Origin of the sequence: Burkholderia sp. AU4i, assembly GCF_000466765.1 — a bacterium.
Taxonomy (GTDB): Bacteria; Pseudomonadota; Gammaproteobacteria; order Burkholderiales; family Burkholderiaceae; genus Burkholderia; species Burkholderia cepacia.
Genome location: NZ_ASSI01000131.1, coordinates 1 through 26,986, shown reverse-complemented (window position 1 = coordinate 26,986; position 26,986 = coordinate 1). Strand labels below are relative to the sequence as shown.

At 65.3% G+C, this 26,986-nt stretch carries 30 protein-coding genes and 1 pseudogene; 17 read left to right on the top strand and 14 right to left on the bottom strand.

The features are described from left to right. Positions 1 to 231, bottom strand: a 231-nt coding sequence (locus L810_RS47580; RefSeq protein WP_155836395.1) for a hypothetical protein, incomplete at its 3' end; no start/stop codon positions are given. 234 nt (positions 232 to 465) lie between these two features. On the opposite strand from L810_RS47580, the gene L810_RS28205 reads away from it, so the two are divergent. The 6 genes from L810_RS28205 (at position 466) to L810_RS28180 (ending at position 7,930) form a co-directional block, all read left to right on the top strand. Next, a complete protein-coding gene (locus L810_RS28205) occupies positions 466 to 1,665 on the top strand; it encodes a tyrosine-type recombinase/integrase (protein WP_011516010.1) in 1,200 nt (399 codons plus the stop codon). Further along, positions 1,662 to 2,738: a PDDEXK nuclease domain-containing protein gene (locus L810_RS28200; protein ID WP_011516011.1), complete on the top strand. Its 1,077-nt coding sequence runs from the start codon at positions 1,662 to 1,664 to the stop codon at positions 2,736 to 2,738. The genes L810_RS28205 and L810_RS28200 overlap by 4 nt, the downstream gene beginning before the upstream one ends. Before the next feature lie 351 nt (positions 2,739 to 3,089). Beyond that, complete coding sequence (radC, locus tag L810_RS28195) at positions 3,090 to 3,596, top strand: RadC family protein (protein WP_021161703.1); 507 nt, start codon at positions 3,090 to 3,092, stop codon at positions 3,594 to 3,596. A gap of 278 nt (positions 3,597 to 3,874) precedes the next feature. Then, complete coding sequence (locus L810_RS28190) at positions 3,875 to 4,267, top strand: hypothetical protein (protein WP_011516015.1); 393 nt, start codon at positions 3,875 to 3,877, stop codon at positions 4,265 to 4,267. Between the two features lie 708 nt (positions 4,268 to 4,975). Further along, complete coding sequence (locus L810_RS28185; protein WP_041240053.1) at positions 4,976 to 5,800, top strand: DUF932 domain-containing protein; 825 nt, start codon at positions 4,976 to 4,978, stop codon at positions 5,798 to 5,800. Positions 5,801 to 5,878: 78 nt separating this feature from the next. Then, the gene (locus L810_RS28180) at positions 5,879 to 7,930 is read left to right on the top strand and encodes a ParB/RepB/Spo0J family partition protein (protein ID WP_021161701.1); all 2,052 of its coding nucleotides are present in this window, start codon (positions 5,879 to 5,881) and stop codon (positions 7,928 to 7,930) included. 207 nt (positions 7,931 to 8,137) lie between these two features. On the opposite strand, the gene L810_RS28175 is transcribed toward L810_RS28180, so the two are convergent. Further along, the gene (locus tag L810_RS28175) at positions 8,138 to 8,656 is read right to left on the bottom strand and encodes a GNAT family N-acetyltransferase (RefSeq protein ID WP_011516018.1); all 519 of its coding nucleotides are present in this window, start codon (positions 8,654 to 8,656) and stop codon (positions 8,138 to 8,140) included. An 827-nt stretch (positions 8,657 to 9,483) separates the two neighbouring features. Here L810_RS28175 and L810_RS28170 point away from each other — a divergent pair. Then, positions 9,484 to 9,798 carry a DUF736 domain-containing protein gene (locus tag L810_RS28170; protein WP_041240055.1) on the top strand — a complete coding sequence of 105 codons (315 nt, stop codon included), beginning with the start codon at positions 9,484 to 9,486 and terminating at the stop codon, positions 9,796 to 9,798. A gap of 64 nt (positions 9,799 to 9,862) precedes the next feature. Here L810_RS28170 and L810_RS28165 read toward each other — a convergent pair whose 3' ends face one another. Beyond that, a complete protein-coding gene (locus tag L810_RS28165) occupies positions 9,863 to 10,168 on the bottom strand; it encodes a helix-turn-helix domain-containing protein (RefSeq protein WP_011516021.1) in 306 nt (101 codons plus the stop codon). A gap of 243 nt (positions 10,169 to 10,411) precedes the next feature. On the opposite strand from L810_RS28165, the gene L810_RS28160 reads away from it, so the two are divergent. From L810_RS28160 to L810_RS28120, 9 genes are all read left to right on the top strand, one after another. Continuing rightward, the gene (locus tag L810_RS28160; RefSeq protein WP_021161698.1) at positions 10,412 to 10,762 is read left to right on the top strand and encodes a DUF2958 domain-containing protein; all 351 of its coding nucleotides are present in this window, start codon (positions 10,412 to 10,414) and stop codon (positions 10,760 to 10,762) included. Positions 10,763 to 11,069: 307 nt separating this feature from the next. Then, a complete protein-coding gene (locus tag L810_RS28155) occupies positions 11,070 to 11,831 on the top strand; it encodes a DUF2285 domain-containing protein (RefSeq protein WP_021161697.1) in 762 nt (253 codons plus the stop codon). Between the two features lie 83 nt (positions 11,832 to 11,914). Then, positions 11,915 to 12,196, top strand: coding sequence for a helix-turn-helix transcriptional regulator (locus L810_RS28150; protein ID WP_003107109.1), 282 nt, complete (start codon positions 11,915 to 11,917; stop codon positions 12,194 to 12,196). Between the two features lie 26 nt (positions 12,197 to 12,222). After that, positions 12,223 to 13,080, top strand: coding sequence for a replication initiator protein A (locus L810_RS28145; protein WP_021161696.1), 858 nt, complete (start codon positions 12,223 to 12,225; stop codon positions 13,078 to 13,080). Positions 13,081 to 13,333: 253 nt separating this feature from the next. Next, a complete protein-coding gene (gene parA / locus L810_RS28140) occupies positions 13,334 to 13,972 on the top strand; it encodes a ParA family partition ATPase (protein WP_011516027.1) in 639 nt (212 codons plus the stop codon). Further along, positions 13,969 to 14,241, top strand: coding sequence for a hypothetical protein (locus L810_RS28135; RefSeq protein ID WP_011516028.1), 273 nt, complete (start codon positions 13,969 to 13,971; stop codon positions 14,239 to 14,241). The genes parA and L810_RS28135 overlap by 4 nt, the downstream gene beginning before the upstream one ends. Then, the gene (locus L810_RS28130) at positions 14,238 to 14,771 is read left to right on the top strand and encodes a DUF2840 domain-containing protein (protein WP_011516029.1); all 534 of its coding nucleotides are present in this window, start codon (positions 14,238 to 14,240) and stop codon (positions 14,769 to 14,771) included. Before L810_RS28135 ends, L810_RS28130 begins: the two co-directional genes overlap by 4 nt. Further along, entirely contained in the window at positions 14,768 to 15,355 is a 588-nt protein-coding gene (locus L810_RS28125) for a S26 family signal peptidase (protein WP_011516030.1), read from the top strand. Before L810_RS28130 ends, L810_RS28125 begins: the two co-directional genes overlap by 4 nt. A 436-nt stretch (positions 15,356 to 15,791) precedes the next feature. Next, complete coding sequence (locus tag L810_RS28120) at positions 15,792 to 17,777, top strand: relaxase/mobilization nuclease domain-containing protein (RefSeq protein WP_041240063.1); 1,986 nt, start codon at positions 15,792 to 15,794, stop codon at positions 17,775 to 17,777. A 37-nt stretch (positions 17,778 to 17,814) separates the two neighbouring features. On the opposite strand, the gene L810_RS28115 is transcribed toward L810_RS28120, so the two are convergent. The 11 genes and pseudogenes from L810_RS28115 to L810_RS28070 all read right to left on the bottom strand — a co-directional run bounded on the left by L810_RS28115 (position 17,815) and on the right by L810_RS28070 (position 26,599). Next, positions 17,815 to 18,288, bottom strand: coding sequence for a cytochrome c (locus L810_RS28115; protein WP_029310270.1), 474 nt, complete (start codon positions 18,286 to 18,288; stop codon positions 17,815 to 17,817). Positions 18,289 to 18,336: 48 nt separating this feature from the next. Next, positions 18,337 to 19,446, bottom strand: a complete 1,110-nt coding sequence (locus L810_RS28110) for a lipid A deacylase LpxR family protein (protein ID WP_231886079.1) — start codon at positions 19,444 to 19,446, stop codon at positions 18,337 to 18,339. 199 nt (positions 19,447 to 19,645) lie between these two features. Continuing rightward, entirely contained in the window at positions 19,646 to 20,452 is an 807-nt protein-coding gene (istB, locus tag L810_RS28105) for an IS21-like element ISRme20 family helper ATPase IstB (RefSeq protein ID WP_011516034.1), read from the bottom strand. Beyond that, a complete protein-coding gene (gene istA / locus L810_RS28100) occupies positions 20,452 to 21,483 on the bottom strand; it encodes an IS21-like element ISRme20 family transposase (protein ID WP_042976508.1) in 1,032 nt (343 codons plus the stop codon). The genes istB and istA overlap by 1 nt, the downstream gene beginning before the upstream one ends. A 146-nt stretch (positions 21,484 to 21,629) precedes the next feature. After that, the gene (locus L810_RS28095) at positions 21,630 to 22,496 is read right to left on the bottom strand and encodes a TIGR00730 family Rossman fold protein (protein WP_011516036.1); all 867 of its coding nucleotides are present in this window, start codon (positions 22,494 to 22,496) and stop codon (positions 21,630 to 21,632) included. After that, positions 22,496 to 23,905, bottom strand: coding sequence for an MBL fold metallo-hydrolase RNA specificity domain-containing protein (locus L810_RS28090; RefSeq protein WP_011516037.1), 1,410 nt, complete (start codon positions 23,903 to 23,905; stop codon positions 22,496 to 22,498). The genes L810_RS28095 and L810_RS28090 overlap by 1 nt, the downstream gene beginning before the upstream one ends. Before the next feature lie 7 nt (positions 23,906 to 23,912). Continuing rightward, positions 23,913 to 24,116 carry a YgaP family membrane protein gene (locus L810_RS28085; RefSeq protein ID WP_010792188.1) on the bottom strand — a complete coding sequence of 68 codons (204 nt, stop codon included), beginning with the start codon at positions 24,114 to 24,116 and terminating at the stop codon, positions 23,913 to 23,915. A gap of 19 nt (positions 24,117 to 24,135) precedes the next feature. After that, positions 24,136 to 25,674, bottom strand: a complete 1,539-nt coding sequence (locus L810_RS28080; RefSeq protein ID WP_011516038.1) for an efflux transporter outer membrane subunit — start codon at positions 25,672 to 25,674, stop codon at positions 24,136 to 24,138. Further along, positions 25,671 to 26,030 (bottom strand): annotated as a pseudogene (locus L810_RS28075) (ABC transporter permease); the annotation flags it as partial. The gene L810_RS28080 and the pseudogene L810_RS28075, both read right to left, overlap by 4 nt. A 99-nt stretch (positions 26,031 to 26,129) precedes the next feature. Further along, positions 26,130 to 26,297: a hypothetical protein gene (locus L810_RS47575; RefSeq protein WP_021161685.1), complete on the bottom strand. Its 168-nt coding sequence runs from the start codon at positions 26,295 to 26,297 to the stop codon at positions 26,130 to 26,132. A gap of 50 nt (positions 26,298 to 26,347) precedes the next feature. Then, entirely contained in the window at positions 26,348 to 26,599 is a 252-nt protein-coding gene (locus tag L810_RS28070) for an ABC transporter ATP-binding protein (RefSeq protein WP_011516046.1), read from the bottom strand. 24 nt (positions 26,600 to 26,623) lie between these two features. On the opposite strand from L810_RS28070, the gene L810_RS28065 reads away from it, so the two are divergent. Next, positions 26,624 to 26,986 (top strand): transposase (locus L810_RS28065; protein WP_257008999.1); only part of this gene is annotated, 363 nt, incomplete at its 3' end.

Here is a 26,986-nt window from a genome sequence, read left to right as displayed (position 1 = left end):
TGTGGCAGATTTAGCGCTTACATTGAAGCTAAAGCTACGCATGAACGCCGTAACTGTCGCACCAACAATCGGTAGCGCGATCAGCAGCCCACGAATCCATGGCTCCTTCAGTTGATCAGCCGGCGTCAATGCAGCGAGAAGACTTACTGCAGTCGACAGCAAGATGGACAGCGCGACGAGCAGATGCCAACCAACATAGTTGGCGTTCGCCTCTTTGCGATAGAACGGCACCTCCCGCTCTCTAATGTGCGAGATCAAGTCACGCAACAGGTCCTGATGACTTTTTTTGTTTCACGATGACTCCAGCCCGGTAGTTCGCTGGACTGCGCCGTAGCTCGATACAGCAGGTTTATCAATAGCTTACGCGCGTCCATCATATGCCGGTGCTTTCTGAAACTTGACCCGGTTTTCCCTCGTGCCGCTCCTATCTGGCTCTTGGAATCCGGGTCGTTCCAAGGAGTCATCATGGCAAAGATCAAGCTCACCAAGACCGCCGTGGAGGCGGCCCAGCCCCAGGCCAAGGATGTTGAACTGCGGGATACCGTGGTGCCCGGCTTCCTGTGCAAGATTACCCCGACGGGCCGCCGGGTGTTCATGCTCCAGTACCGCACGAACTCCGGCCAGCCCCGCAAGCCCTCGCTGGGGCTATACGGGGAGCTGACCGTCGAACAGGCACGAGTCAAGGCACAGGACTGGCTGGCCGAGGTTCGCCGGGGCGGCGACCCCGGCGGCGCCAAGGCCGAGGCGCGCAAGGCGCCCACGATGGCCGAGTTGTGCAAGAAGTTCATGGAGGACTACTCCAAGAAGCGCAACAAGCCCAGCACGCAGGACGGCTATCAGGGCGTCATCGACCGCAACATCATCCCGCTGCTGGGCCGCAAGAAGGTGCATGACGTGAAGCGGCCCGACATTGCCGGGCTGATGGAGAAGCTGGCCTACAAGCCGACCGAGGCGAACAAGACCTTCGGCGTGCTGCGCAAGATGTTCAACCTGGCCGAAGTGTGGGGCTACCGCCCGGACGGCACGAATCCGTGCCGCCACGTCCCGATGTACCCGCCGGGCAAGGAAACCCGGCTCATCGTGGACGAGGAAATGGTGCGGATCTTCCGTCATCTGGAGAAGCTGGAGGCGGAAGGGCTGGAGAACTACGTCATCCCGCTGGCGATCCGGCTGCAATTCGAGTTTGCCGCCCGGCGCTCCGAAATCTGCCCGCTCGAATGGAGCTGGCTGGACTTCGAGAACCGGCGCGTGGTGTGGCCCGACAGCAAGGTCGGCGGCATTTCCAAGCCCATGAGCGAGGAAGCCTATCGGCTGCTTTCGACGGCGCCGCGCCGGGAGGGCTGCCCCTATGTCCTGCCATCGCCCAACGACTCGACCAAGCACCTGACCTTTGGCGAGCACTATGGCGGCTGGTGCCGGGTGCTCAAGGCCGCCGGCGTCCCGCACGTCGGCACGCACGGCATCCGCCATCGCTCGACCACCGACATAGCCAATTCCGGCGTGCCGACCAAAGTGGGCATGAAGTTAACGGGCCACAAGACTGTGGCGATGTTCATGCACTACGTCCACACCGAGGACAAGCCGGTGCGCGATGCGGCCGAGCTGGTGGCCAGCCGGCGCCAGGCCATCACGGGCGCGCGCCAGCTTGCGGAGGCGGCAGCATGAACACGCGCCGGTCATCCGCAGCGTCGTCCGCAGCGTCGTCCGCAGCGCCTTCGGCGCTGCTGGGCGACATTCGGGCACTGATCGAGGCGGCGCGCAAGCGCGCCGCCTCGACGGTGAATAGCGAGCTGACGATGCTCTACTGGCGCATCGGCCAGCGCATCCGCACGCAGGTCTTGGACGGGCGCCGGGGCGCTTATGGCAAGGAAGTCCTGCCTACCCTGGCGGCGCAGTTGGTGAAGGAGTACGGCAACAGCTTTGCCGAGCAGAACCTGCGCCGCATGGTGCAGTTCGCAGCCACCTTTCCCGACGAGCAGATTCTCGTATCACTGATACGAGAATTGAGCTGGACGCACTTCATCGCCCTGATCCCGCTGAAAGACCCGCTCCAGCGGGACTATTACGCGCAGATGGCGAGCGCCGAACGCTGGAGCGTGCGGACGCTGCGTGAGCGCATCGACTCGATGCTGTACGAACGCACGGCGCTGTCCCAAAAGCCGGGCGAGACGATCGCACAGGAGTTGGCGAAGATGCGCGATGCGCAGCGCATGTCGCCCGCCCTAGTCATGCGCGACCCGTACATCCTCGACTTCCTGGGGCTGCGGGACACTTGGCAGGAAGGCGACTTGGAGGCGGCGATCATCCGCGAAATGGAGTCGTTCTTGTTGGAGCTGGGCGCGGGTTTCAGCTTCGTGGCCCGGCAGAAGCGCATCCAAATTGACGGCGAGGATTTTCACCTCGACCTGCTGTTTTACAACCGCAAGCTGCGGCGGCTGGTGGCAGTGGAGTTGAAGGTCGACGAGTTCAAGGCGGCTTTCAAGGGACAGATGGAGCTTTACCTTCGCTGGCTGGACAAGCACGAACGGGAGCCGGAGGAGGCCTCGCCGCTGGGGATCATCCTTTGCACCGGCAAAAAGCGCGAGCAGATCGAATTGCTGGAGCTGGACAAGTCGGGCATCCACGTCGCCGAGTATCTGACTGCCTTGCCGCCGAGGGGTGTGCTGGTGGAGCGGCTGCAACAGGCAACGCAACGGGCGCAGTTGCAGATCGAGCAGCGCAAGACCGACAACCAGTAGTCCTGTCCGAAGAAGTCGGGCGTCCCGGCGTGCCGCCGTCGCGCTGTCGTGCTGCGCATCGAGCCTCGCTGCGCGAGTCTCTCCCCATGCGGGCTTCCATCACTGACGCCTCCGGCCCGGCTCGCTGATCCGGGCCTGCGCGCTCCGCTTGCCAAAAGCCGACTGTGTGCAGTGGGCGGGTGTGGGCGGTCTTGCTGTTCCCTTCACCGTATCACGGCGTTCTCGCCGTCAAGGGCGGCGCGCGCCATGCGCGCTTGCGACCTGGCGGCCGTCTGCGACCCCTGACTGCTTGCGCTGCGCCGTGCTGGCGCCGGTTCCGGGCAATTCCGCCCGAGCAACCGGAGCACGATCATGTCGCAACTTTCCCTCTCTCTCGATACTCCGCTGATGGTGCGCGATGGCCGTGGGCGCTATCGGCCGGCGGACGCCGACCAGATTCTGGAGGCCGCGCGCCAGGTCATCGAACAGAAGATGCAGCGCGGCGAGGCGTTCACTTCGCCGGAGGCGGTGAAGGACTACCTGCGCGCCAAGCTGGCCGGCTTCGAGCACGAAGTCTTCGCGGTGTTGTTCCTCGACACGCGCCATCGGTTGATCGACTACGTGGAGATGTTCCACGGCACGATCGACGCCGCCGAGGTGCATCCGCGCGAGGTGGTGAAGCAGGCGCTGCGGCTCAATGCAGCGGCGGTCATCGTTTCGCACAACCATCCGAGCGGAAGCCCCGAGCCGAGCGCGGCCGACAAGGCGATGACCTCGCAGCTTCGGCAGGCGCTGGCGCTGGTGGACGTTCGCACGCTGGATCACATCATTATCGCTGGAAGCCGTACCACGTCATTCGCCGAACGCGGCCTGCTTTGACCTTTGGGGGCTTCGGCCCCCTTTTTGCTGCGCCCGGCGGCGCAACTCCGGCCCTCGCGGGCCTGCGCGTGCTACGCACTTGCCAAAAACAGGTGTGGTGGTGTCGGGTTGGGGGCGGTCTTGCTGTGTCCCTTCACCGTATCACGGCGTGCTCGCCGTCAAGGGCGGCGCGTGCCAGCACGCTTGCGGCCCGTGGCCGTCTTCGACCCCTGACTGCTGCGCTGCGCCGTGCTGGCGACGGTTCCGGGCAATTCCGCCCGTGCAACCGGAGAACAGTCATGCACGACAAATCACACGTTTCCCTCGAACAGCACGTTTGCTTGGTCTGCGGCACAGCGTTCGATACCGGCGCCATCCTGTTGGACAAGCGCCTGCGCGCGAGCATGGAGCGCCATACGGCAACCGGCTGGGGCCTGTGCCCCGAGCATCAGAAGCTGTCCGACGATGGCTTTGTCGCACTGGTCGAATGCGATCCGCAGCGCAGCGGCTCGCAGGCCGGCGGGCGCATGAAGCCCGAGCAGGCGTACCGGACGGGCCGGCTGGCTCATCTGCGGCGCACGTTGTTCGCTCAGGTGTTCAACGTGCCGATCGCGGCCGAGCAGGCTTGCGTGTTCGTTGAGCCCGGCGTGATCGACCAGTTGCAGTCGATGACGGCGCCGGCGGCGAACTGATCGCGCCGTACAGCCTTCGGTGCGTCGTCCCTGCGGGGGCGGCGCACCTTTTTTTCTGCTGCGCCCGTTGCCGATACCTTCGCGCCTGGTGCGCTGCGCGCTTCGCTTGCCTCCAGGGGAAAGCCCTGCGGGCTATCCCCGCCGCGCGATGCTTGGCGCCCCTCAAAGACCGCCGAACCGGCTGCGCCGGATCGGCCAGACCACGGCAATCGCTGTCGAACCTGTTTCCCAATGACTGGCGCATGAGCTTGTGCATCGAGCCGCCTGCGGCGTCTCGCCCCTGCGGGCTTCCATCGTTCCCTCGCTCCGCTCGGCTGACGCCTCCGGCCCGGATTCCTAGATCCGGGCCTGCGCGCTTCGCTTGCCGTGCGGTCGGCGTGTTGAGGGGCCGTTGCCATGTCCAGCCGTCTCCCCTGACTTCATCACCTTCACCGCGACTGTAGCCCGCGGCCGGGGGCCGTCAAGGCGCGCAGGGCCGTGTCCTCGGCTGCGCCTGCGGGCCGCACCAACCCTGCGCTTGACTCCTTGACGGCCCCCGTCCGCGCGCTCCTGACCGTCGCGGGCGATGAACTCAGGAAAGACGGTGGCAACAGGGCCAACCGGGTTCCTCGTGCCGACCGCACCGAACAGCCAAAAGGCTGGGCTTCCGAATCTAGGAATCCGGTGTGCGGTGTGAACAGCAAACCTCTTTTTGTCAGGAGAAAGACCATGCAACTCGCATCCCGTTTCGCTTCCCGCTCCCCGGCACTGCGCAGCGATTACCCACTGTCCGATGACCAAATCCGCAGGGTGGCCCCGTCCATCTTCGCCGACGCCCCGCACGAAAGCCGTTCCGAGCGATACAGCTACATCCCCACCGCGACCGTCCTGCAAGAACTGCGCGGAGAAGGTTTCGAGCCTTTCATGGTGACGCAAACCCGCGTGCGCCACGACGACCGCCGCGACTACACCAAGCACATGATCCGGCTGCGCCACGCCAGCCAGATCAACGGCCGCGAGGCCAACGAAATCATCCTGCTGAACTCCCATGACGGCACCAGCAGCTATCAGATGCTGGCCGGGATGTTCCGCTTCGTTTGCAGCAATGGCCTTGTCTGCGGCGACACCGTGGCCGACGTGCGCGTGCCGCACAAGGGCGACGTAGCCGGGCACGTCATCGAAGGCGCTTACGAAGTCCTGCACGGCTTCGACCGGGTGCAGGAATCGCGCGATGCCATGCGCGCCATCACGCTCGACGCCGGGGAATCGGAAGTGTTCGCCCGCGCTGCGCTGGCGTTGAAGTACGACGAGGACAAGCCAGCGCCCATCACGGAATCGCAAATCCTGATGCCGCGCCGCCATGACGACGACCGCCGCGACCTGTGGAGCGTGTTCAACCGCACGCAGGAGAACTTGACCAAAGGCGGCCTGTCCGCCCGCGCCGCGAATGGCCGCCGCCAGACCACCCGGCCCGTGCAGGGCATCGACCAAAGCGTGCGCCTGAATCGCGCCCTGTGGCTGCTGGCCGATGGCCTGCGCCAGTTGAAAGCCTGAATCCCCACGCGGCAGGGGCAGGCAGCAGCCCTTGCCGCTTATCTCGCTGCTGCATCCCAACCGCTAGGAGAAATCACCATGAACGCCGTACTCAAAACCGAAGCCGTCGCCATCGAAGCCGCCGCACCGCTGGAAGTGGCCGACCCGACCAAGAACCTGATCTTGGTTCCCCTCTCGCAGTTGCTGCCGCGCCGCTCCAAGCGCAACGTCCGCACGACCCCGCGCCAGTCCATCCCCGAACTGGCCGCGAGCATTGCCCGCATCGGCCTGCTGCAAAACCTGATCGTCATCCTGTCCGCCGATGGGGAGCAATACGAAGTCGTCGCAGGCGACCGCCGCCTGACCGCCTTGAAGCTGCTGGCGAAGAAGAAGCGCATCCCCGCCGACTACGAAGTGCCGTGCCTGCTGGTGGCCGATGCTTCGGCCCGCACCGTCAGCCTCGCGGAGAACGTGCAGCGCGAGAACATGCACCCCGCCGACCAGTTCGCGGCCTTCGCCGCGCTGGTCAAGGAAGGACGCCCCATCGAGGACATTGCCGCCGACTTCGGCGTGTCCCCGCTGGTGGTGCAGCGCCGCTTGAAGCTGGCGAACGTCTCGCCGCGCCTCATGGCCGACTATCGCGCCGGTGGCGTGACGCTGGAACAGTTGATGGCCTTGACCATCACCGACGACCATGCCGCGCAGGAGGCCGCGTTCTACGGTGCGCCGGAATGGCAGCGCAGCCCGTCCGCGCTGCGCGAGCGCCTGACCGAGCGTGAAATCGACGCCACGCACGCGCTGGTGCGCTTCGTCGGGCTGGACACCTATCGGCAGGCAGGCGGCGGCATCCGCCGCGACCTGTTCGCAGAAGGCGATGCCGGAACCTACCTCACCGATACCGCAGTGCTGGAAACGCTGGTGCGCGACAAGCTGGAAACGCTGGCCGAGGACGTGCGCGCCGAGGGCTGGGCATGGGTGGAGGCCGTGCCGCATCTGGCCTACGAGGAACGGCAGGCTTTCCAGAACGCCCCGCGCCATCGCCGCGAGCCGACCACCCGCGAGGCCCGCCGCATGGCCTCGCTGGAAACCCGCCTCGAAAAGATCGACGCCGAACTGGAGGACGCTTGCGACGCCGAGGACGAGGCCAAGGCCGAGAAACTGGAACAGCGGCGCGATCAGGTGATCGGGGAACTGCAAGACGCGGAGGACGCCTTACAAGGCTATGCCCCCGAGGTGCGCGAGGTGGCCGGTGCCATCGTCACCATCGACCGCAACGGCGAGCCCGTCATTCATCGCGGCCTGCTGCGCGAAGCCGAGGCGAAGGCGCTGCGCACGCTGGAAAAGCTGCGGCGCGGTTTCGGCAGTACCGAAGGCGAAGCCGCTAACGACGAGCACGAGGACGCCGACGACGCGCCCAAGGCCGCGAGCCTGTCCGACCGGCTGGCGCAGCGGTTGAGCGCCCACCGCACGGCGGCGCTGCAAATCGAAGTCGCCCGGCATCCGCACGTCGCGCTGGCCGCGCTGGTGCATGGCATGGTGCAGACCGTCTTGCAGGAAAACCACTACGGGCACGATTTGCCGCTGGGCGTGAGCCTGAAACTGCAAGACCGGCTGGAAGGCATGGCCCCGGACTGGCCAGAATCGCCCGCCGCCGTGGCGCTGCGCGAACTGCAACAGGTAGCCGGGGAAGCCTTGCCGGAGGACAGCGCCGAACTGTTTGCCGCGCTGCTGGCGAAGTCGCAAGACGAACTGGTGCGGCTGCTGGCCGTGTGCGTGGCTTCCACGGTGGACGTGGTGACGCCCCGTGCCACGCCGCACCAGCCCGGCAAGGAACTGGCGCAGGCCGTGGGCCTCGACATGGCCGCATGGTGGAAGCCGACCGCAGAAGGCTACTTCAAGCACGTTTCCAAGGCTGTGCTTCTGGATGCCGTGAGCGCGTTTGCACCGGAATCCATCACCCGGCTGGCGAAGCTCAAGAAGGCCGACATTGCCAGCGAGGCCGAGCGGCTGGCCGATGGCACCGGCTGGATGCCCGCCATCTTCAAGGCCGAAGGCCCGCAGGAGACCGCGCAGGAAGAAGGCCCGGAGCAGGACGCCTCGGAGGATACCGAGGCAATGGCGGATGAACCCACCGAGGCACTGGCCGCTTGACCCGCGCCGAAGGCAAGCGCCCCGGCCTCGACCGGGGCGCTTCGCTTTGTGTGGTGGCGCATCGAGACGAAGGAATAACCGCGATCAGCACCGCGCCCAGGCCGTTCCGCCCTGGGCGCGGTGGACGCGAAATCCGGGTGCGACAGTGGCCGCGCCCGGTGTTCAAGGCCAATAGCCGAATCAGAACGCCGCCGCCTTCGCGCTGGCTCAGGCGGCGGCGTTGAAGGCATCGCTGTAGTGCGCGATGCCTTCCGGCACTGTCCCATGCAGGGCCAGCGCCATGAAATAGCCGGGCGGCACGCCCGGCAGTTGCAAGCCCGCATGGGCCTGGAAGCCAAAGCGCGTGTAGTACGTTGGATCGCCCAGCAGCACGCAGCCTGCGGCCTGCATAGCCCGCAGTTCAGACAGCGCCTGTTCCATCAGGCGCGAACCGATGCCTTGCCCCTGCCTTGGCGGCAGGACGGAGATCGGCCCCAACCTATACCAGCCCTCGGTCTTTCGCCCGTGCTCATGGGTGATTGTTACTGGCGACAGCGCGACGTGACCGACGACGCGCCCATGTTCTTCGGCCACGATGGAAAGCGTCAGTTCGTTGGCGGCACGCAAGGCGCGCACGATGAATTGCTCGGTGTGGCTGGTGTGTGGTGCATCAGCGAACGCGGCGATGGTCACGGCCTCGATGGCGGCAATGTCGTCCGGGGTTTCGTGTCGGAGCTGGAGGGTCATGGGCTTGTCTTCGATTGCTTCCTGAAAATATAGAACGGCCTGGGCGTGTCGGCGCACTGCGCCGCCGGGCTTTCGGGCTGCGCCCCGTGCCGCCTTTGCCGTCACGGCCATTCGGCTTCAATCCCTCACGCCTTCGCGCCTGCGGCGCTGCGTGCTTCGCTTGCCTCCAGGGGAAAGTCCTGCGGGCTATCCCCGCCGCGCGATGCTTGGCGCCCCTCGATGACGCCGAACCGGCTGCGCCGGATCGGCCCGGCCAGCGCCCCGCCGCGATGGGCGGGGCGCTGGCGAACACGCTGGCGCTCGCTGCGGCAGGTTGTGCAGGTGCGTGCCGTCCTCAACGCTGGCGGTTCCTGCCCATCACGTCACGAAGGACGGTTCACGGACAACCCGCCCGGCATCGCTATGGAGCTTCCACGCCACGCCTCAAGAGCGGCGCCGCAAGGTGCGGCGGGGGCGTTCTCGCCTGTCGTCGGGTGGTTGACCTGGCCCGCGTCAGTGGGCGAGCCGGAGAAGCCTTCGTGCGGGGATGCCGAGCCGGCCCCATCTCCTTTCGGAGCGGTCCGGCCCAAGGCGTCCTTGTCTCGTTGTGAATCCTGGCGGTGGCGCGGCTGCGCCTCGGGCTTCATGGCTGCAACCGTCCGGCGAAAACAATTTCCCCGCCTTCGTCACTGCGTTCGGCGGCTTCCTCGCGCAGCAAATTCTTTTCGCCTCCCGGCTCTCCACTGCGTTTCGACCGCAAGCGGTGCAGCCAGCCCGTCCCCCGCCGGCCGGATCACAACAAGGACGCGATGGGCGCGAACCTTGTTCAACCGAAAGGAGCAAACATCATGGCCAACATCGGCACCTTCACCGCAGACAAAGACGGCTTCACCGGCACGCTTCGCACCCTGACGCTCAACGTCAAGGTCAAGCTGCTTCCCAACGACAAGGGCAGCAGCGAGAACGCCCCCGACTTCCGTCTCCAGGCCGCAGGCCACGACATCGGCGCGGCGTGGAACAAGACCAGCGAGGCCGGGCGGGAATACAAGTCCGTGACCCTCGACGATCCTTCGTTCCCGGCTCCGATCTATGCCCGCCTGATCGAAGGCGAGGACGGCACGCACGACCTGATCTGGTCGCGCACCAAGCCCCAGGCGGCGTGACCGCCGCAGCGCCCCGCCCATCGCGGCGGGGCGCTGTGCTGCTTGTTCGCAGCACATCACCACGTCACGCGCGCGGCTTCGCCGCGTCGCGTTCCTTCAACACCGCCTCCAGCTCCCGGCGCACCTGCACCAGCAGCTCGTCGGCCTTGTGCGGGCTGTCGCCCGCATAGGCCAGCGTCAGCAGCGTGAGCGGGTGGATGTCCATCACCTCGCACAGCTCGGCCAGCTTATGCAGGGTCGGGCTTTTGAGGTCGCGTTCGAGGGTGCTCATATAGGTGCGACTGGACACGTCAGAGAAGGCTTCCTGACTCAAGCCACGCGCCTTTCTAACTGTCTTCAACGCCTTCGCCAATGAGTTCCCAGCCGCCACCTATGGTTTCCCTTGAAAAACCAAGATGACATCCCATTGCGCCCTATAGGACTACAATCTATAGTGTTCATTTGGCGTTGTTATCAGTGTTTGTGTCTTTACGGAAATCTGCATCGGCGGATTCCGGCAAAGCCACGCAAGCGCATCGGTGCTTGCGCACCAAGGCGCAAATCCGGTTTCGCGGCTCTGCGCTTTGGCGTGCAACCGCATTCGTGCATCATTGGATTTGTGGGATTGCCGACCATGCCCCTGCCACTCGCCACCGCCCCGGAGCGCGCGCAACTGCTCGCCAACGGCGAGGCCCGTGCCGCTGGCCGAGCCATCGACCCGGTGCCCGTGGTGCGGCTGTTCACGCCGGACGCGCACGTGACCTGGCTGCTGGCTGCGCTCGACCCAGCCGATGGCGACACCGCCTGGGGCCTCATCGACTTGGGGATCGGGATGCCGGCCCAGGGCACCGTCAAGCTGTCCGATCTGGCCGGCATCGTCGGGCCGCACCAGCAGCCCGTGATGCGCGACCTCTACTTCCGTCCCACACGCACGTTGTCGGAATACACCCGGCTGGCCGAGCGCGACGGAGCGATCCCGGACTGAATACGTCCTACTGTGACTTTTTCAGTCTGGTGTCATACCGGGTAAGTCTCAATCCACATTCTTGCGGCGTAGCCCCACCAGTCTGACCCAAATAGACAGGATGCCTGGCGCGGGCTGCGGCAGGCTGACTTGTGCAGTGCCCCCTTTCGGGCGCTGCCGCCGCAGCATTGAGACGAATACCGCAACGCATCGGAGCCAATCAGTCTTGACAGCCCCATCCACCTTTCTAACCCATGACGTTCCGACGAGGGCGATGTAGCGCGTAGTTCTTCCGTGGCGGCGAGTCCTGTTCGCAGGAGGAGGCGTCATGGTCAATCTTCATCACTTCGCGCATTGGTATCCAACTGCGGCATACCTCTATGTTTTGTGGCTGGATGCGCTCTCGCTCGCTTGGGAATATCTGCGCAGGCATCCCGACTACCGGCTCGACTGGCTGCGCCGTCATCGCCGGCCTGAAGCAGCGCATCGCTGGGGCTTGCGCCTGCTGGAAGACCCGGCCTTGGATGCGCGTGACGCGCATCCCGCTTGGCTGCCTGGTCATGCGGCCGTGGTGCAGCTCTACCCCGACGCCGATCCGCCGGAGGACGCCACCGCCTTCGCGTTCTGGCGTATCCCTGGCCACAAGCACCTGCTCCACGACGGCAAAGGGCTGGCGCTGATCGCACGCAGCCCAGGCCATTGCCTGCGCTTCGCGCTCGCGCCCGGCCTGGAAGACGGCATGGCTGTCGCCTATGCCCACCGCGGCAGCGCTGTCGCGGCTGCGCGCAACCAGCCGTCCAGCGTGGGCCTCGCTGTCGTCAAACCCCGGCCCACATCCGCCGCGCTGCTGGAGCTGCACACCTTGCAGGCGCTCGACGCGATTCTTGCGGGCGCGTCCTTGCGCGATGTGGGCGAAGGGTTGTTCGGTGCCGACGCCGTGGCCGATTGGTACAGCGACGGCGGCCTGCGCTCCAAGGTGCGCCGCCTGGTACGGCGCGGCGACGCGCTGATGCGCGGCGGCTATCGCCGCCTAGCACAGCTTCCGCCGCTTGAGAAGGGTCGTTTTGAGGACGACGCAAAACGGCCCTGAGCAGGACAGCTTGGTTTTCTGAGACTGCCTCCATCCGGTCGCGCTGTGTGGCCGGGCGTTTTCAACCGATGGAGGTTCACATCATGCGTCCCGCTCCCTTGCGGCCTGCCGCCACTGTCTCGACTGCTGCCGCGCAGCCGCAGCGTTATCTCACCAACGACGAAGCCGCCGAGTACCTGCGCCTGTCGCCGCGCACGCTGGAAAAGCAGCGTGTGATCGGCGGTGGCCCGCGCTTTCGCAAGTTCGGCCGGCGTGTCATGTACGCCGTGGCCGACCTCGATGCCTGGGCCGCCGACCGCAGCTTCGAGACGACTTCCGATCCCGAATATGCCGAGCACCACTCGGCCGACAGCCGTGCGCGCTGATCGGCGGCGCGCGGCAGGCCATCGCCATGTCCAGCACCGCGCTGCCCATGCGGCAGCGGCCGTTGCAGGAGCGCGAACAGCTCGACCTGTTCCGCGCCTTGCCCGGCGACATGGCACCGCGCGACAGCCAGGATTTGATGGCCTATCCGTTCTTCTCGCTCGCCAAGTCCAAGCGGGTCAAGCCCATCGACTTCCGCGCGGGCAACGTGACTATCCGCGTGGAGGGCACGCAGGAGCACGGCATCGCCACGATTTGGGATGCGGACGTGCTGATATGGGCAGCTTCGCAGATCGTGGAGGCGAAGGACGCGGGCCTGCGCCCGTCGCGGCTGATGCGCGCCACGCCCTACGAGATCCTGCGCTTCATTGGACGCGGCAAGTCGCTGCGCGACTACCAGCGCCTCAAGGCCGCGCTCGACCGGCTGCAATCGACCACGGTGGCCACGTCCATCCGAGAAACCACTGGAAGGCGCTTGCATCGCTTCTCGTGGATCAACGAATGGAAGGAACTGGCCGATGCCAGCGGCACGCCGCTGGGCATCGAGCTGATCCTGCCGGACTGGTTCTATGCGGGCGTGCTCGACGCCGCCCTGGTGCTGACCATCGACCCGGCGTACTTCCGGCTCACTGGAGGAATCGAGCGGTGGCTGTACCGCCTGGTGCGCAAGCACGGCGGCAAGCAGGCATACGGCTGGCAGTTCGACTTTCGCTACCTGCACCAGAAATCCGGCAGCACCGCCAAGCCCTACGACTTCGCCTGCGACCTGCGCGCGCTGGTCGCGCGGCAATCGCTGCCCGGCTACGTCCTGGGCATCGAGCGGATGCCGGACAACGGCATGGAGCTGCTGACCTTCCGGCCCGTGCCGCAGACGGCACGGGGATAACTCCGGGAAAGCCTGTGGATGGTGTCGTGCTATCAGGCGTGCGGGGTATCGTGCTATCAGGCGTGGGACTATCGTGCTATCAGGCGTGCCGATCGGCCGCAAACCCGCGCCAGCATTGGGTTTGTTCGCCCTCTAACTTCCCTAACTTAATTTCTCTAACTTTTAGTAGAGAAACGCCGTTGCGGTGGACAACCACCACGCGGCCACAAGCGCAGCAGCCAAAGCCCGGCTTTCCAACACGGAGGGCCGCGCCATGATCGTCGCTCTGCTCAACCAGAAAGGCGGCGTGGGCAAGACCACGCTCGCCACGCACATCGCCGGCGAGCTGGCGATGCGCGGCCAGCACGTCGTCCTGCTGGACGCCGACCCGCAGGGTTCATCGCTGGACTGGACACAGCGCAGAAGCCAACAAGGCTTGCCGCGGCTGTTCAGCGCCGTGGGCCTCGCACGCGAAACGCTGCACCAAGAGGCGCCAGAACTCGCCAAGCGGGCCGATCACGTCGTCATCGACGGCCCGCCGCGCATCGCGGCGCTGGCGCGCTCCGCGCTTCTGGCGGCCGAGCGCGTGCTGATCCCGGTGCAGCCCAGTCCCTACGACCTGTGGGCCAGCGCCGAGATGGTGGCGCTGATCCGCGAAGCGCAGGTGTTTCGGCCCGCGCTGCGCGCGGCCTTCGTCATCAACCGGCGCGTCAGTACCACCGTGATCGGGCGCGAAGCGCGCCAGGCGCTGGCCGACCAGCCGCTTCCTGCGCTGCGCGCGGAAGTGCATCAGCGCATCGTGTTCGCCGACAGCGTGGCCGCTGGCCGGCTTGCACGCGAGACGGCGCCGGACAGCGCCGCCGCGCGCGAAATCACTGCGCTGGTGGACGAACTGCTGCGGTGGCCGACATGACAGCGAAGCCGCCACCTCGCGCAAAGCGCGTCGGCATCGGCGCGCGTCCACCGGCTAATCCGCACGCCGAGGCGTGGATTCGCCAGGGCGATGCCGATGCGCTTAACAAGGGCGACCTCTACACCGCCCGTCTGACCCTCGACATCACGCCCGCGATGCGGGCGCGCATCAAGGTATCGGCCTTCACGCAGGGCGTGACCGTGGCCGACCTGCTGCGCGGCCTGCTGGAACGGGAGTTTCCAGAGCACCGCAGGGAGAACACCCCATGACCGCATCCGCTTCGCCTGCCTCTGGCGCGGCCACGGCTGCGCTCGCAGCACCTTCCGGCCAGCTTGCCAGCGCGCCGCTGACGCGCGTGGCGCTGGCCTACATCGAACCGCGCTTCAAGCTCTACCTGCGCTTCGGCGAACCTGCGCGCACGCACCAGCTCGACCGCTGGCGGCGCTGCGCCGTGTTCCTGCCGGGCGCCATGTTGTGCCGCATCCGGTGGCAGGCCAACGACTACGGCACTGTTCGCTGGCAGCTCATGGTGATGCAGGCTTGCACGCCACTAGATGCGGCACAGCGCATCCCCGGCGTGCAGCCGGGCGCGCGCCTGCTGCTGCACGCCGAGGGCGAGAACCAAGTGCGCGCCGTGCTGGAGCGCATCGACGCCATCGAAGCGCTGGGTATCGCACCCGCCGCTGTCTCGCCCGCGTACTGGCGCACGCTCGCCAACCGTCTCGCTGCGCGCTTACCGCTGCCCGAATACACCGCCGAGCGGCACGCCGCCTGGCTCATCGGGAGGGAACTACCATGACCGCCGTTTCGACTGCCAGCACCGCGCCGCGTCCTCGCTCGCGCTTGCGCGCTCGCCTCGTGCTGGCGGGCCTGTCCGCCTGCGGCCTCGCTGCGCTGGCCTGGGCGTCCTTCGTGCATCCGCTGCCGCGCCTGATCTACAACCCATCCGACAGCGTGGCGGTCGGCTGGTATCGCGTCGATCCGCTGCACCACGGCACCGCCTCGCTGCCACGTCCTTTGTCCGTGGGCAGCATCGTCCTGACCACGCTGCCGCCAGACGCCGCCGTGCTGGCCGCGCAGCGCGGCTACCTGCCGACGCGCGTGCCGCTGCTCAAGCGCGTGGGCGCCGTCGCGCCGCAGGAGGTGTGCATCACTGGCCGCGTTGTCCGCATTGACGGCGTGCTTTCGGCCGCCGTGCTGCCTGCTGACCGCTGGGGCCGGCCGCTGCCATCCTGGCAGCAATGCCGTCGCCTCGAACCCGGCGAACTGTTCCTCTTGAGTGTGACCAACCAGGCGTCGTTCGACAGCCGGTATTTCGGGCCGGTCAGCACATCCGCCGTGATCGGCGTCGCGCATCCGGTCTGGCTGGAGTCACGCCCATGATGGCGGCTGATTCGCTGCACGTTGCCGTGCATCTCATCGTGCCATCGGGCGTGCCGCTCCAGTGGCTCTCCGCGTGTCGTCGCGCGTGCAGTGCCAGCGCATCCGCGCTGCACTTCGCGCAGCCTTCCCATGTGCAGGCGTCTTGCCTCGAACGCGCCCGGCCTGTGGCCGTCGCCGCGTTCGCCGGCGCGCTGGCTGCTCACGCAGCAGCGCCGCCGGGCCGCCGCTGCCCGGAGCGCCAGCGAGGGGCAAAGGCGGAAGGCAAGACAAAAGGACGCGGCACCGGGCCGCGTCGAAAGCCAGTCTGCACGTGGGGGTGGCGCAGCACGCAGCGGCTTCGCCGCCGTGCCGCTTGTGGCGCGAGGCCCGCGCCAATGCAGGCATGTCCGCGTGCTTTGCACGACCGGACACGCCAGAGGTTGCAGAGGGCATAACCATGACCGACCGCCGCGATGATGATTTCCGCATCCGCCCCAGCGCCCCGAAGAACCGAGGCCAGGGCTTCGTCTCCAAGGTGCTCAAGCAGGCGGGCAAGGCCAGCGGCGGCAAGTCCTCGGTGCGCCGTCCTGGGACGACTGGCGGCACCGGGAGGGGCACCGTCCAGCGGCCCGGCTCGCGCCTGGGTCGCGGCCACACGGCGGCGCGCTTCGCGGGGGCGAAGCTCACGCCCATGTCGCGGCGCGTGACCATCAAGACGCTGCTGGTCAACCAGCGCCAGGCCAGTCCGCAGTCGCTCGCCAAGCACCTGCGCTACATCGAGCGCGATGGCGTGGGCCGCGATGGCGAGCCGGGCCAAGCCTACGGGCCGCAGACCGATGCTGCCGACCTCGACGGCTTCAAGGAACGCTGCGCGGATGACCGGCACCACTTCCGCTTCATCCTCTCGCCCGAGGATGGCGCGGAACTCGAAGACCTGCGCACCTACACGCGGCATCTCATGGGCCGCATGGAGGCCGACTTGGGCACGGGCCTCGATTGGGTGGCCGTGAACCACTGGAACACCGACAACCCGCACACGCACATCGTCGTGCGCGGGCGCGACGACACCGGCAAAGACCTCATCATCGCGGGCGACTACATCACCGATGGTTTCCGCCATCGCGCCGCCGAACTGGCAACCGAATGGCTGGGGCCGCGCACCGAGCTGGAGATCAAGCAGACCTTGCAGCGCGAGGTGGAACAGGAGCGGTGGACGAGCCTCGACCGCACCCTCCAACGCGAGGCCGGCGAGGACGGCCGGGTGCAGACCGAACGCTTCAACGAACCGATGCTGCAACGCCAGCGCCTGCCGCTGATCGGCCGCCTGCAACGCTTGCAGCGCCTGGGCCTGGCCGACGAGCTGCGGCCGGGCACCTGGGTCGTCCATGCCGACGCGGAGAAGACCCTGCGCGCCCTGGGCGAGCGTGGCGACATCATCCGCACCATGCAGCGAGCCATGCGCGGCCAGCCGCGCGAGCTGGCGGTGTTCGAGCCGGGCGACGACGACCGCACCATTCTCGGCCGCGTGGCCGCGAAGGGGCTGGCCGACGAGCTGCGCGACCGGGGCTACCTGGTCATCGACGGCGTGGACGGCAAGGCCCACTACGTCGCGCTCAACGCCCGCGACGAGCTGGCGAACTATCCGACCGGCGCCGTGGTGGAGGTCAAGGGTTCGGCCGACGTGCGCGCGGCCGACAAGAACATCGCTGCACTGGCGAGCGATGGCCTGTATCGCACCGATCATCACCTGGCGATTGAGCAAGGCCGGGCCACGCATGGGCGCGATCCGCAGGAAATCGTCGCGGCTCACGTTCGCCGCCTTGAAGCCCTGCGCCGGGCCGGCATCGTGGAGCGCGTGGCCGAAGGTTTGTGGAAGGTGCCGGGCGACCTGCCCGAGCAGGGCCGCCGCTACGACGCGCAGCGCCTGGGCGGCGTGGCGGTGGAACTGAAATCGCACCTGCCTATCGAGCGGCAGGCCCGCGTGATGGGGGCCACCTGGCTCGACCACCAACTGATCGGCGGCGGCTCGGGCCTTGGCAACCTGGGCTTTGGCAGCGAGGCCAAACAAGCGATGCAGCAGCGCGCCGACTTCCTGGCCGAACAGGGGCTGGCCGAGCGCCGTGGGCAGCGCGTAATCCTGGCCCGGAACCTGTTGGGCACGCTGCGCAATCGGGAATTGGCGCAGGCCGCCAAGGACATTGCGGCCGAAACCGGCTTGGAGCACCGGCCCGTGTCCGACGGCCAACGCGTGGCTGGCATCTACAGGCGTTCCGTCATGCTCGCTAGCGGGCGCTACGCGATGCTCGATGACGGCATGGGGTTCAGCCTGGTGCCGTGGAAGCCGGTGATCGAGCAGCGGTTGGGACAGCAACTCGCTGCGACCATTCACAAAGGATCGGCTTCCTGGGAACTCGGAATTCGTCGAGGTATATCGATTGGATAGAAGTTAGTCTTCCGTCAACAGGTGTAGCCATCCCTTGCTAGCGGCTTCCATAGAACTTTTCCACGAACGAGCGACGGTAACTCTGGTGGCAGGCTAGGCAGCTTTGCTGGGTTTTGGAGAAAGCCGCGATGACTGCTTGGCCGTCATTCCGCTGTGCAGCCTCGCCCATGGCGGTCGCGGCGTCATGGACCTGTCCATCAAGACCCCGAAACTTTCCAGCGTCTGCCCCAAGCCAGGCAAGGATGCGCATCTTTTCCGACATGGGCGGCTCGGCATGCTTGGCGATTCGTGGTGCTAGCTCGGCGACCAGTGGCCAGTCTTCTTTGGAGATCGCGCCCGTGACGGCTTGCATGTCGCGACCGAGTCTTTCCATTATGGTACGAAGCGCCATTGGCTTTGCCGCCTCTACGGACTGCGCACCGAGTGCCGTGGCGAAGGTTGCCAAGAGCACGGACAGCGAGACGGTGAAGAACGATCTGGGTTTCAGGGGCTGGTTCACGAATTTCTCCATTGATGTTGTGACGAATGCTTTGGGTCTAACGAATGGTTGCAGGTGTCCTCAAAATTCCAGACTCAGCGCGATCGATCCGAATGCGTGATGGCCCGCCTGCTGGTCGAACTCGCGGGTTCTCCAAACGCGCATCACGGCGAGCCGCACGCCACGTCCAGCAACGATCCATTGGCTACTGATGCCGAGAGCTGCTTGCGCGACCCAAGGCCGCCGGCTGACATGATGGCTATGCCGGAACATGTTTCCGTCGAGTGAGAAGTCCCAGGCGACGGCTTTACCCTCCAGGCTCAGGAAGACATGTGCCCCAGGTTTGGGCGCCAGGACCGATTGCGGCGTTGTCGTGCGCAGATCGGCAACACCAGAGGGCGGGCGGTTCTCCGCGCCAGGGCGGATCGGATAGCTGCCGAAGTCGTTCGGTATGTTCCAGCCCGCGCGAAACTCCACGCCGGTACTGGCGGCGGTTTCGATGTTTCCGACCCGCAAGGCATAGCTGCCGATCACGTCGCTGCCCCATCCAGGACGGACGGCACCCTCCGTGTACGGCTTGAACTTGCGCTCCATGGCCATCTGAAATGCCGGCTCGTTGCGCAACTGGTTGTTCCAGCCGCGAAAGCGCTCAATGCCGCGTGCGCGATGCACCAGATCCTGAGATTGCTCGGCCAGCGACCAGGGGCCGATCACGCCCAGGGTCAACTCACGCACGTCAAGCATTTCGTAGCTGGCAGCTTGTGGGTGGATGCGGCGATTCCACGCCAAACCCAGGTAGAGCAAACCAGCGTACGGTCGGTCATCTGGAATCACATCGGTGCGCGTCTTGTTCTCGGGCGTGTACATGGCTTGGCCAAAGCGCACAACGAGGTTTTGCGACGACGAGTGGGCGCCGGCTTCGTGCCAGAAGCCTGGATCAGCCCAGCCGATGAAGCGGGCGTACAAACCAATCGGCTGGGGCAGGCACTCCGGACGGAGCCCGCCTTGCAGATCGCGTGAGACTGCTGTTAGCGCGACACCGTTGGTGTAGTTGCGATCGGAGCCGGTGAACAAATCGTTCTCCAGACGCAGGGTGCCGCCCCGCCAGCGCAGGGATTGCTCTGGCGAGCAGGAGGAAGGATTTGTAGAGAGCGAGACTTCGGAACCGAAAGTAGAGATCGGGCTGAACAATGCACCCGCAATCAACAAGGTGACGCACTGTCAACAGCAACTTAGAAGTGACCCACTTGGGCCGTTGTGCAGCACATTAGATTTGACCCACCTGGGTCACCAAGTTGATGCCCAGCATGTTGCGTGACCCTGGGTCAGCGTCAGTTGCTGGCCATCGGTTTCGCCTGACCCAGGGTCAAACGATGTTGCTGATCATCACTTACGCGTGCATCTCCAGTTGCTGTTCAGCACTTTCGGATGCACGGGATCGGATCACGCCGGCTTTTCGCTTGTCCTTCAGTCGGTAGCTTTCGCCTTTGATCTGTAGAACATGGCTGTGATGCAGGAGGCGGTCGAGCAACGCGGCCGTGAGCGTCTGATCTCCGGCGAACGTCTGGTCCCATTGCCCGAACGGCAAGTTGCTCGTTACGATCACGGAACCCTTTTCATACCGCTTGGCGATCACCTGGAAGAACAGATTGGCATCGTCCCGGCCGAGCGGCAGATAGCCGACCTCATCAATGATCAACAGCCGTGGGTTCATGATGTTGCGCTTCAGGAAGTCGGCCAATCGATCCTGCCGGGAAGCGGCGGCCAAGGCAATGACGAGATCCGCCGCAGAGATGAAGCGCGTCTTGATCCCCATCTGCGTTGCGATGTAACCGAGTGCGATCGCCAGATGCGTTTTGCCAAGGCCGCTCGGCCCGAGCAACACGATGTTCTCGGCGCGCTCGACGAAGGCCATCGACGACAGCTCCAGCACCGATTTCTTGGCAACGCCGTGAGCAAACGTAAAGTCGAACTCCTCCAGCGTCTTCAGCACAGGGAAGCCGGCCGTGCGCAGCAACATGGATTTGGTCCGCGTGTGCTTCGCGTCCATCGCAGATTTCAACAGCGCCTCGAAGAAGTCGGCAAACGTGAGTTGGTTCGCTGCCGCGCGAGCTGCCAACATGCTGTACTGCTCGCCCATCGTGTCGATCCGCAGTTGTCGACAGGCTTCGAGGATACGTTCGTGCTGGATGTCCATCAACGTGCCTCCGTCAGCAGGGCTTGATACACTGACAGCTGATGCTGCAGCGGCGTATCATCGAACCGCGACGGCGGTGGCATCGTCGGCACGGAAGCTGACGGCAGGTTCGCGCGCCACGGCTCCGGCAACTGCTGCAGCTTCGGTTGCTCAAGCAGGAGACGCTCGAGCGGCGACTGTCCAGTCGTGCCGTGGATGCGCACATTGGCGACATCTCTCAGCCAGCGCACGACCTCGGCGTTCGCCGTGGTCGCGTCAAGCGAGAGGCGATCCTGAGCGAGCCGGCTTGCCAGCGGATTGTAGAAGCTGCGGCGCAGGTATCCGTTGAAGCGCTCAACCTTCCCCTTGGTCTTCGCTCGGTAGGGCTTGCACAGGCGCGGCACGAAGCCGTGGTGCTTCGCAAAGTCGAGGAAGGCCGGTTGATAGCGATGCAGTCCGGGACCATAGGCGTCTCGGCCAATCACCACCGTCTTGACGTTGTCGTACAGGACCTCGCGAGGAACCCCACCGAAGAAGTCGAACGCGCGCTCATGGCATCCCAGCAGCGTCGGCAATCGTTCGTCGGTCACGAACTCGACGTAACTCGCCCGACTGTAACCGAGCGTCGCAACGAATGCCGACAGCGGCAGCTTGCCACGTCGCAACACGATCCAGTCGACCTGCATCTGCTGCCCCGGATCGGTTTCGAAACGTACCAGTGGCTCCGGCGCCTTGATCGACTTCAGCGACCGCAGATAGACCCGCAGCCGCGTCAGGCCTCCGTCATAACCCATCGCGCGAATCTCGATCAGCAGCGCGGTCGCCGGCAGCCAGGCCGGATGCGCTGCGCGAACCCGGTCATGCAGATAGGTTTTGAACGGATCGAGCTTCTGCGTGCGCCCCGATCGCGGCGCACGATCCTGCTCAGCACAACTGCGTAAGTATTTGCGCACGGTGTTCCTCGACAGCCCCAGTTCCCGCGAGATCTCCCGGATTCCTAATCCTTGGCGGGCCAACACACGTATTTCCACGATTACCTCCCTTGTAAGCACTGGCCCTCCAAAAAGGGCCCATCCTACCCGGGTGGGTCAAATCCAATGTGCTGCCGCTGGGTCATTTTCAACGTGCTGCTGACAGCACTGCATCGGCTGCTGCACTTTGGTGCCGCGCAGGCTCCAGCGATACCCGTCGATGCCAATCATGTTGCCCCATCGCCTGCTGCCCTGGTGACGTAAAAGCGTTCGAGGGCACTGACGATTTCCTCTGCTTTGTCTACGCAGGTGAACAAGTCGAGATCGGATGGAGAGACATAGCCTTCGTCGAGCAGAAGATCGAAATCAACTACGCGATGCCAGAATGCACGGCCGACCAGCACTACCGGAATACGCTGCATCTTTCCGGTCTGGATCAAGGTGAGCACCTCGAACAGCTCATCGAGCGTTCGATAGCCACCCGGGAATGCCACCAAGCCCTTGGCGTGCAACAAGAAGTGCATCTTGCGCAGCGCGAAATAGTGGAATCGGAACGCCAAATCCGGGCACATGTAGGGGTTGGGTGCCTGTTCGTGGGGCAGCGTGATGTTGAGGCCAATCGAACGTGCGCCAACCTCGAAAGCACCGCGGTTGGCGGCCTCCATGATGCCGGGCCCACCCCCGGTGACGACGACGAAATCACGGCGGTTTTGCTGCTGGAAACGCGCCGAAATAAGGCCCGAGAAACGCCTCGCTTGCTCGTAGTGACGTGCCTGTTCGACCCGGCGATTGGCTCGCGCAAGCTCTTGCCTCAGCCCGACATTCTCCGGAGTGACGAGCGCCTGACGCTCCAGCGCGCCAAGGCGGGCTTCTGCCGTCTCGGCATCGCTCACGCGTGCGCTGCCGAAGACCACTACCGTCGAGTGAATGCCTTGCTCGTGCAGGATGCGCTCAGGTTTGAGCAGTTCGAGTTGTAGTCGCAGCGGCCGCAGTTCGTCCTGGCCAAGCAGCTCGATGTCTTCGTACGCAAGACGGTATGTTGGTGACTCGCGGATGGCGCGCAGGCGTTCAGCGAGATCTTCTGCAGGTTTCATCACTCGTGCGCCAGAAAGTCCGGCCAGCGCAGCGCATGGCCATACTCGGGCACCGTGACCTGCCAGCCGAGTTGCTGCTGCAAGAGTTCAGCGAAGGCTTGCGCGGCCGACGATTCCCCATGCACCACGAAGGTTTGCGCCGGTGCTTGAATGAAAGCACGGGCCCAATCCAGCAGCGCCTTTTGGTCGGCATGCGCCGAGAGGCCGTCCACGCTGTGGATCGCCGCACGTACCGGGATGTCCTCACCGAAGATGCGTACACGTTCGGCCCCCTCGATCAGGCGCCGGCCAAGCGTCCCCTGCGCCTGGAAACCGGGAAACAAGATGCTGCATTCGCGGCGTGGCAAGTTGTGGCGCAGGTGGTGCCGGATACGCCCCGCATCGCACATGCCGCTGGCAGAAATAATGATGGCCCCGGAGCGAATCCGGTTCAGCGCCATGGACTCCTCAGCGCTCGCGGTGAAATCCAGATACGGGAGGTTCTCGCCGCGCGCATGCCATCCGGCCAACCGCTTCGCCTGTTCGTCGAACAATTCGAGATGCTCACGCGTGATGCGTGTGGCCTCGGTGGCCATCGGCGAATCGACAAACACCATTGGACGCTGCAGACGCCCTTCGCAGGTGAGACGATGTAGGTGGTAGAGCACCTCCTGGGTTCGGCCGACCGCAAAGGCCGGAACGATGACATTGCCGCCGCGCTCGAACAGGGTTTTCTCGACGATGCCGATCATGTCCGCTTCGGTCGCCGAAAAATCCTTGTGCCGGCGGTCGCCGTAGGTGGACTCGATGACGAGGATGTCCGCGTCCTCGATGGGTGTCGGGTCGCGCAGGATGGGGCGTCCCGGCTGGCCCAAATCGCCGCTGAACACGATCTTCGTGGGGTAACCGTACTCGGTAATCCACACTTCCACGATGGCCGAGCCGAGGATGTGGCCGGCATCACGAAAGCGGGCGCGCACCCCGACGCGGGGTGCGAACTCCCGGTCGTATTCGATGCCGCGTACCTGCTGCAGGCATTCGTGTGTATCCTGCAGGGTATACAGGGGTGGCGGCACGGTCTTCTCTTTGAACCGCTTGGCAACCCGCTTGGCATCGCTTTCCTGGATGTGAGCGCTATCGGGCAGCATCACCCCGAGCAGATCAACCGTCGCTGGCGTGGCGTAGATGGGCCCCTTGAACCCGGCGCGCGTCAGTTTGGGCAATAGCCCGCTATGGTCGATGTGGGCGTGGGTCAGCAGGACGAAGTCAATGGACGCCGGGTCGAACGCAAACGGCTCGTAGTTGCGTGCTGCTGCTACACGCCCACCTTGAACCATGCCGCAATCGACCAGGAAGCGGACATTAGCCGCTTCGACCAGGAAGCACGATCCGGTGACTTCTCGGGCTGCGCCCAAAAAACTGAGTTTCATAGGGCGTTCACTCGGGTTTTCGCATCGGGCAAGTGCTGAGGCCGAGCAGGCGATAGCCAGGACAGCGGCCTGCCAGGCCGGTGAGGAGCGGCATGATTCCAATGAGTCCCAGCCAACGCCAAGATGAGTCCAGCCACAATGGGAGACTGAGCAAAATCAGTCCGATGACGATGCGCACAATGCGGTCGAGATTTCCAACGTTGATTTGCATGACGGTCTCCTGTGTTGAATCAGCGGCTTGAAAACGCGACGGGGGCGGCAGTGCCCCGCAGCAGATGGGTTGCGCTGGATGCCGCCGTGGATACGTCCCAGCCGCCACCAAGGGCCTTGTACAGCGCCACCAATTGCACGGCGGCGTTGGTATGCGCGCGTGCCGCTGCGGTTTCGGCCTCGTGCAGGCTTCGCTGGGCGGCCAGCAGTTCGACCAGTGCAATGTCGCCCGCCGCGTAGCGCGCCTTGGCGTGGCCGTAGCTTGTGCGCGCGGCATCCAGTGCCATGCCACGGCGTTCCAGTGTGTCCAGCCCGCCGTGGTAGTCGCCCAGCGCGCGTTCGGCGTCGCCCAGCGCCGCCAGCACGGCCTGCTCGTAGGCCAGCGCGGCCTGCCGCTGCCCCGCCTCGCGCGCCCGAATCTCGGCGCGCACGCGGCCGCCGTCGAACAGGCGCCAGGAAATCAGCGGCAGGATGGAAAAACGCGAACTGGATGCATCGAACCAATCGCCCGTACTGAGCGCTTGGAACCCGCCGCCGACACCAATGGAGAGTTTGGGGAACAACTCGGCCGTGGCCACGCCGATGTCGGCAGAACTCGCCGCCAGGCGACGTTCCGCAGCCAGTACGTCAGGGCGCCGGCGCAGCATGTCGGCACGCTCGCCCACCGGCAGCGCCCGCAGCGTGCTCGGCGTCAAGGGGCCATCCAGCAGTGCCAGCTCCCGCTCCGGCGGTGCGCCCAGCAGCACGCCCAGGCTGAGTACCGCGGCGCGCTGGCGCGCCTGGATATCCGGGATGAGCGCGTTGACTGCTGTCCATTGGGCGTACGCCGCCTCCACGTCGGCGGTCGACGCGTCGCCCAGCGCATGCCGAAGGCGCACCAATTCCCAAGTCTGCTGCAGCGTATCCAGCGTGGCCTGTTGTGCGTGCAACTCGTAGCGGGCGCCGACGGCGGTGAACCAGGTGCGCGCGACCTCGGCCACGATGCGCATGCGTATGCCCTGTGCCTCGGCTTCGGTCGCCTGCAGGCGGGCGTTGGCGCCTTCCAGGGCGCGCCGCTTGGCCCCGAACAAGTCGGCCTCCCAGGCCGCGTCGAAGCCCGCGTCGTAGATGGTCTGCGTGGCGTCAAGGCCGGGGATCGAGCCTACGGGCAAGGGGCCGTTCTCGCTTTGACGGCGCCGGTTGACGCTCGCGCCAGCGGCGGCGGTGGGCAATGCCTCGCCGGCCACACGATCGCGCAGGGCGCGTGCCTCATCGATGCGTGCCGCAGCCTGGCGCAGATCCAGGTTCTGTGCCAGCGCCGTGGCCATCAGGCGATCGAGGATGGGATCGTCCAGTGCAGACCACCATTGGCTCAAGTCTGCGGACTGGGATTCGCTTGCCAACGGCAAGCTCCAGCCGCTGCCGACGTCGACCGGCGGCGGCTCGCGGTAGTCGGGGCCCACGCTTGCGCAGGCAGTCAGCAGCACGCAGGACAGGGCCAGCGCGAGCGGACGCGCGCGCCCAGGGGTCAGGCCGGTGACGGTTGCGCGAAGAAAGGGAGTGCGGGGCTTGGATTTCATTGCAGGCGTCCTCGGACGAATACGGTGGCCATCGTCAGCGTGGCCAGGGCGATGACCGCCAGCGGCCACAGGCTGGCGAGAATGTCACCGGGCGGCATGGCCTTGAGAAAGCTGCCTTCGACGATGATGAGGAAGTGGGTCAGCGGAATGGCCTGGGCCAGCCATTGCAGGACGACGGGCATGTTTTCCACAGGCGTCGCAAAGCCGGACATCAGCACCGCCGGCACGCCGATGGCGAACGCCCCCAGGATGGCCTGCTGCTGCGTCATGCTGACCGCGGAAATCATCAGACCGATGCCGACCACCGACAGGATGAACAGCACCAGACTGGCGAGCAGGAGCGCAAACGAGCCCGTAGCTTTCCTTGGTCACCAGTGCCATCAAGCGCCGCAGATCAAAACGGCGCAAGTCGGTCTGCAGGGGGCCACTCCCGTCTTTGTGCATTGTGGCGCCGTTCATATGGTGGCCTCCATCTCGCGGTCCGCCGACTCCACCAGGTGAATGAAGGCGTCCTCCATCGTCGGGTCGGGCCGTTCTGGGCTGATCGCCGAACGCTTGAGCGCGGTACCCTCGGCCTCGATCGCCTCCAAGTGGCCCGCCCACTGCGCTACCGCTTCCGACATCCTCGACTCCGTTTTCAATCATCACCCAGTCAACTGTGCACGACTTCCCTCTAGGCAAATAGGATGCGGTTAATGGAGCTCATACTGAGCGCGTCGGGCGTATCCAGCGCAATCAGTTGCGCACGCGACAGCATGGCCACGCGATCGCAGTATTCGGCCTCGTCCATGAAGTGGGTGGTGACCATGATGGTCACGCCCTTGCGGGCCAGTCCGTTGATGTGGGTCCAGAATTCGCGCCGGGTGATGGGATCTACCCCTGAAGTGGGTTCATCCAGAAACAGAGACCGTGTCCGGTGAATCAAGGGGCTATCTCAAACTTGCTGTTTATGCTGTATCGCATGTACCGGATGGGTTTGCGGGAATTCGCGGGCTTCATGCACGACTATTGGCGCGGGCGTGGCGTCGAGCTGCCCGTACCCAGCTTTGGCCATCTGTCGGACCTGTTTGCTTCGCTGGACATCACGGTGCGCAGGAAGTGCGTGCGCGCGGCTGAGCGCCTCAATGAAGGCGAGCCGGTGACGGTGATAGTGGACAGCACGGGCTTGCGCTTTTCTCATGCCGGCGCATGGTACGAAAAGAAATACGGCAAGAAAGCTGAGCGTACGCCATGGCGCATGATGCATCTGGCCATGGATGCTGAAGGCGACGTACTGGCAGTGGAAATCACCGGAGCTAACGTCAAGAGTGGT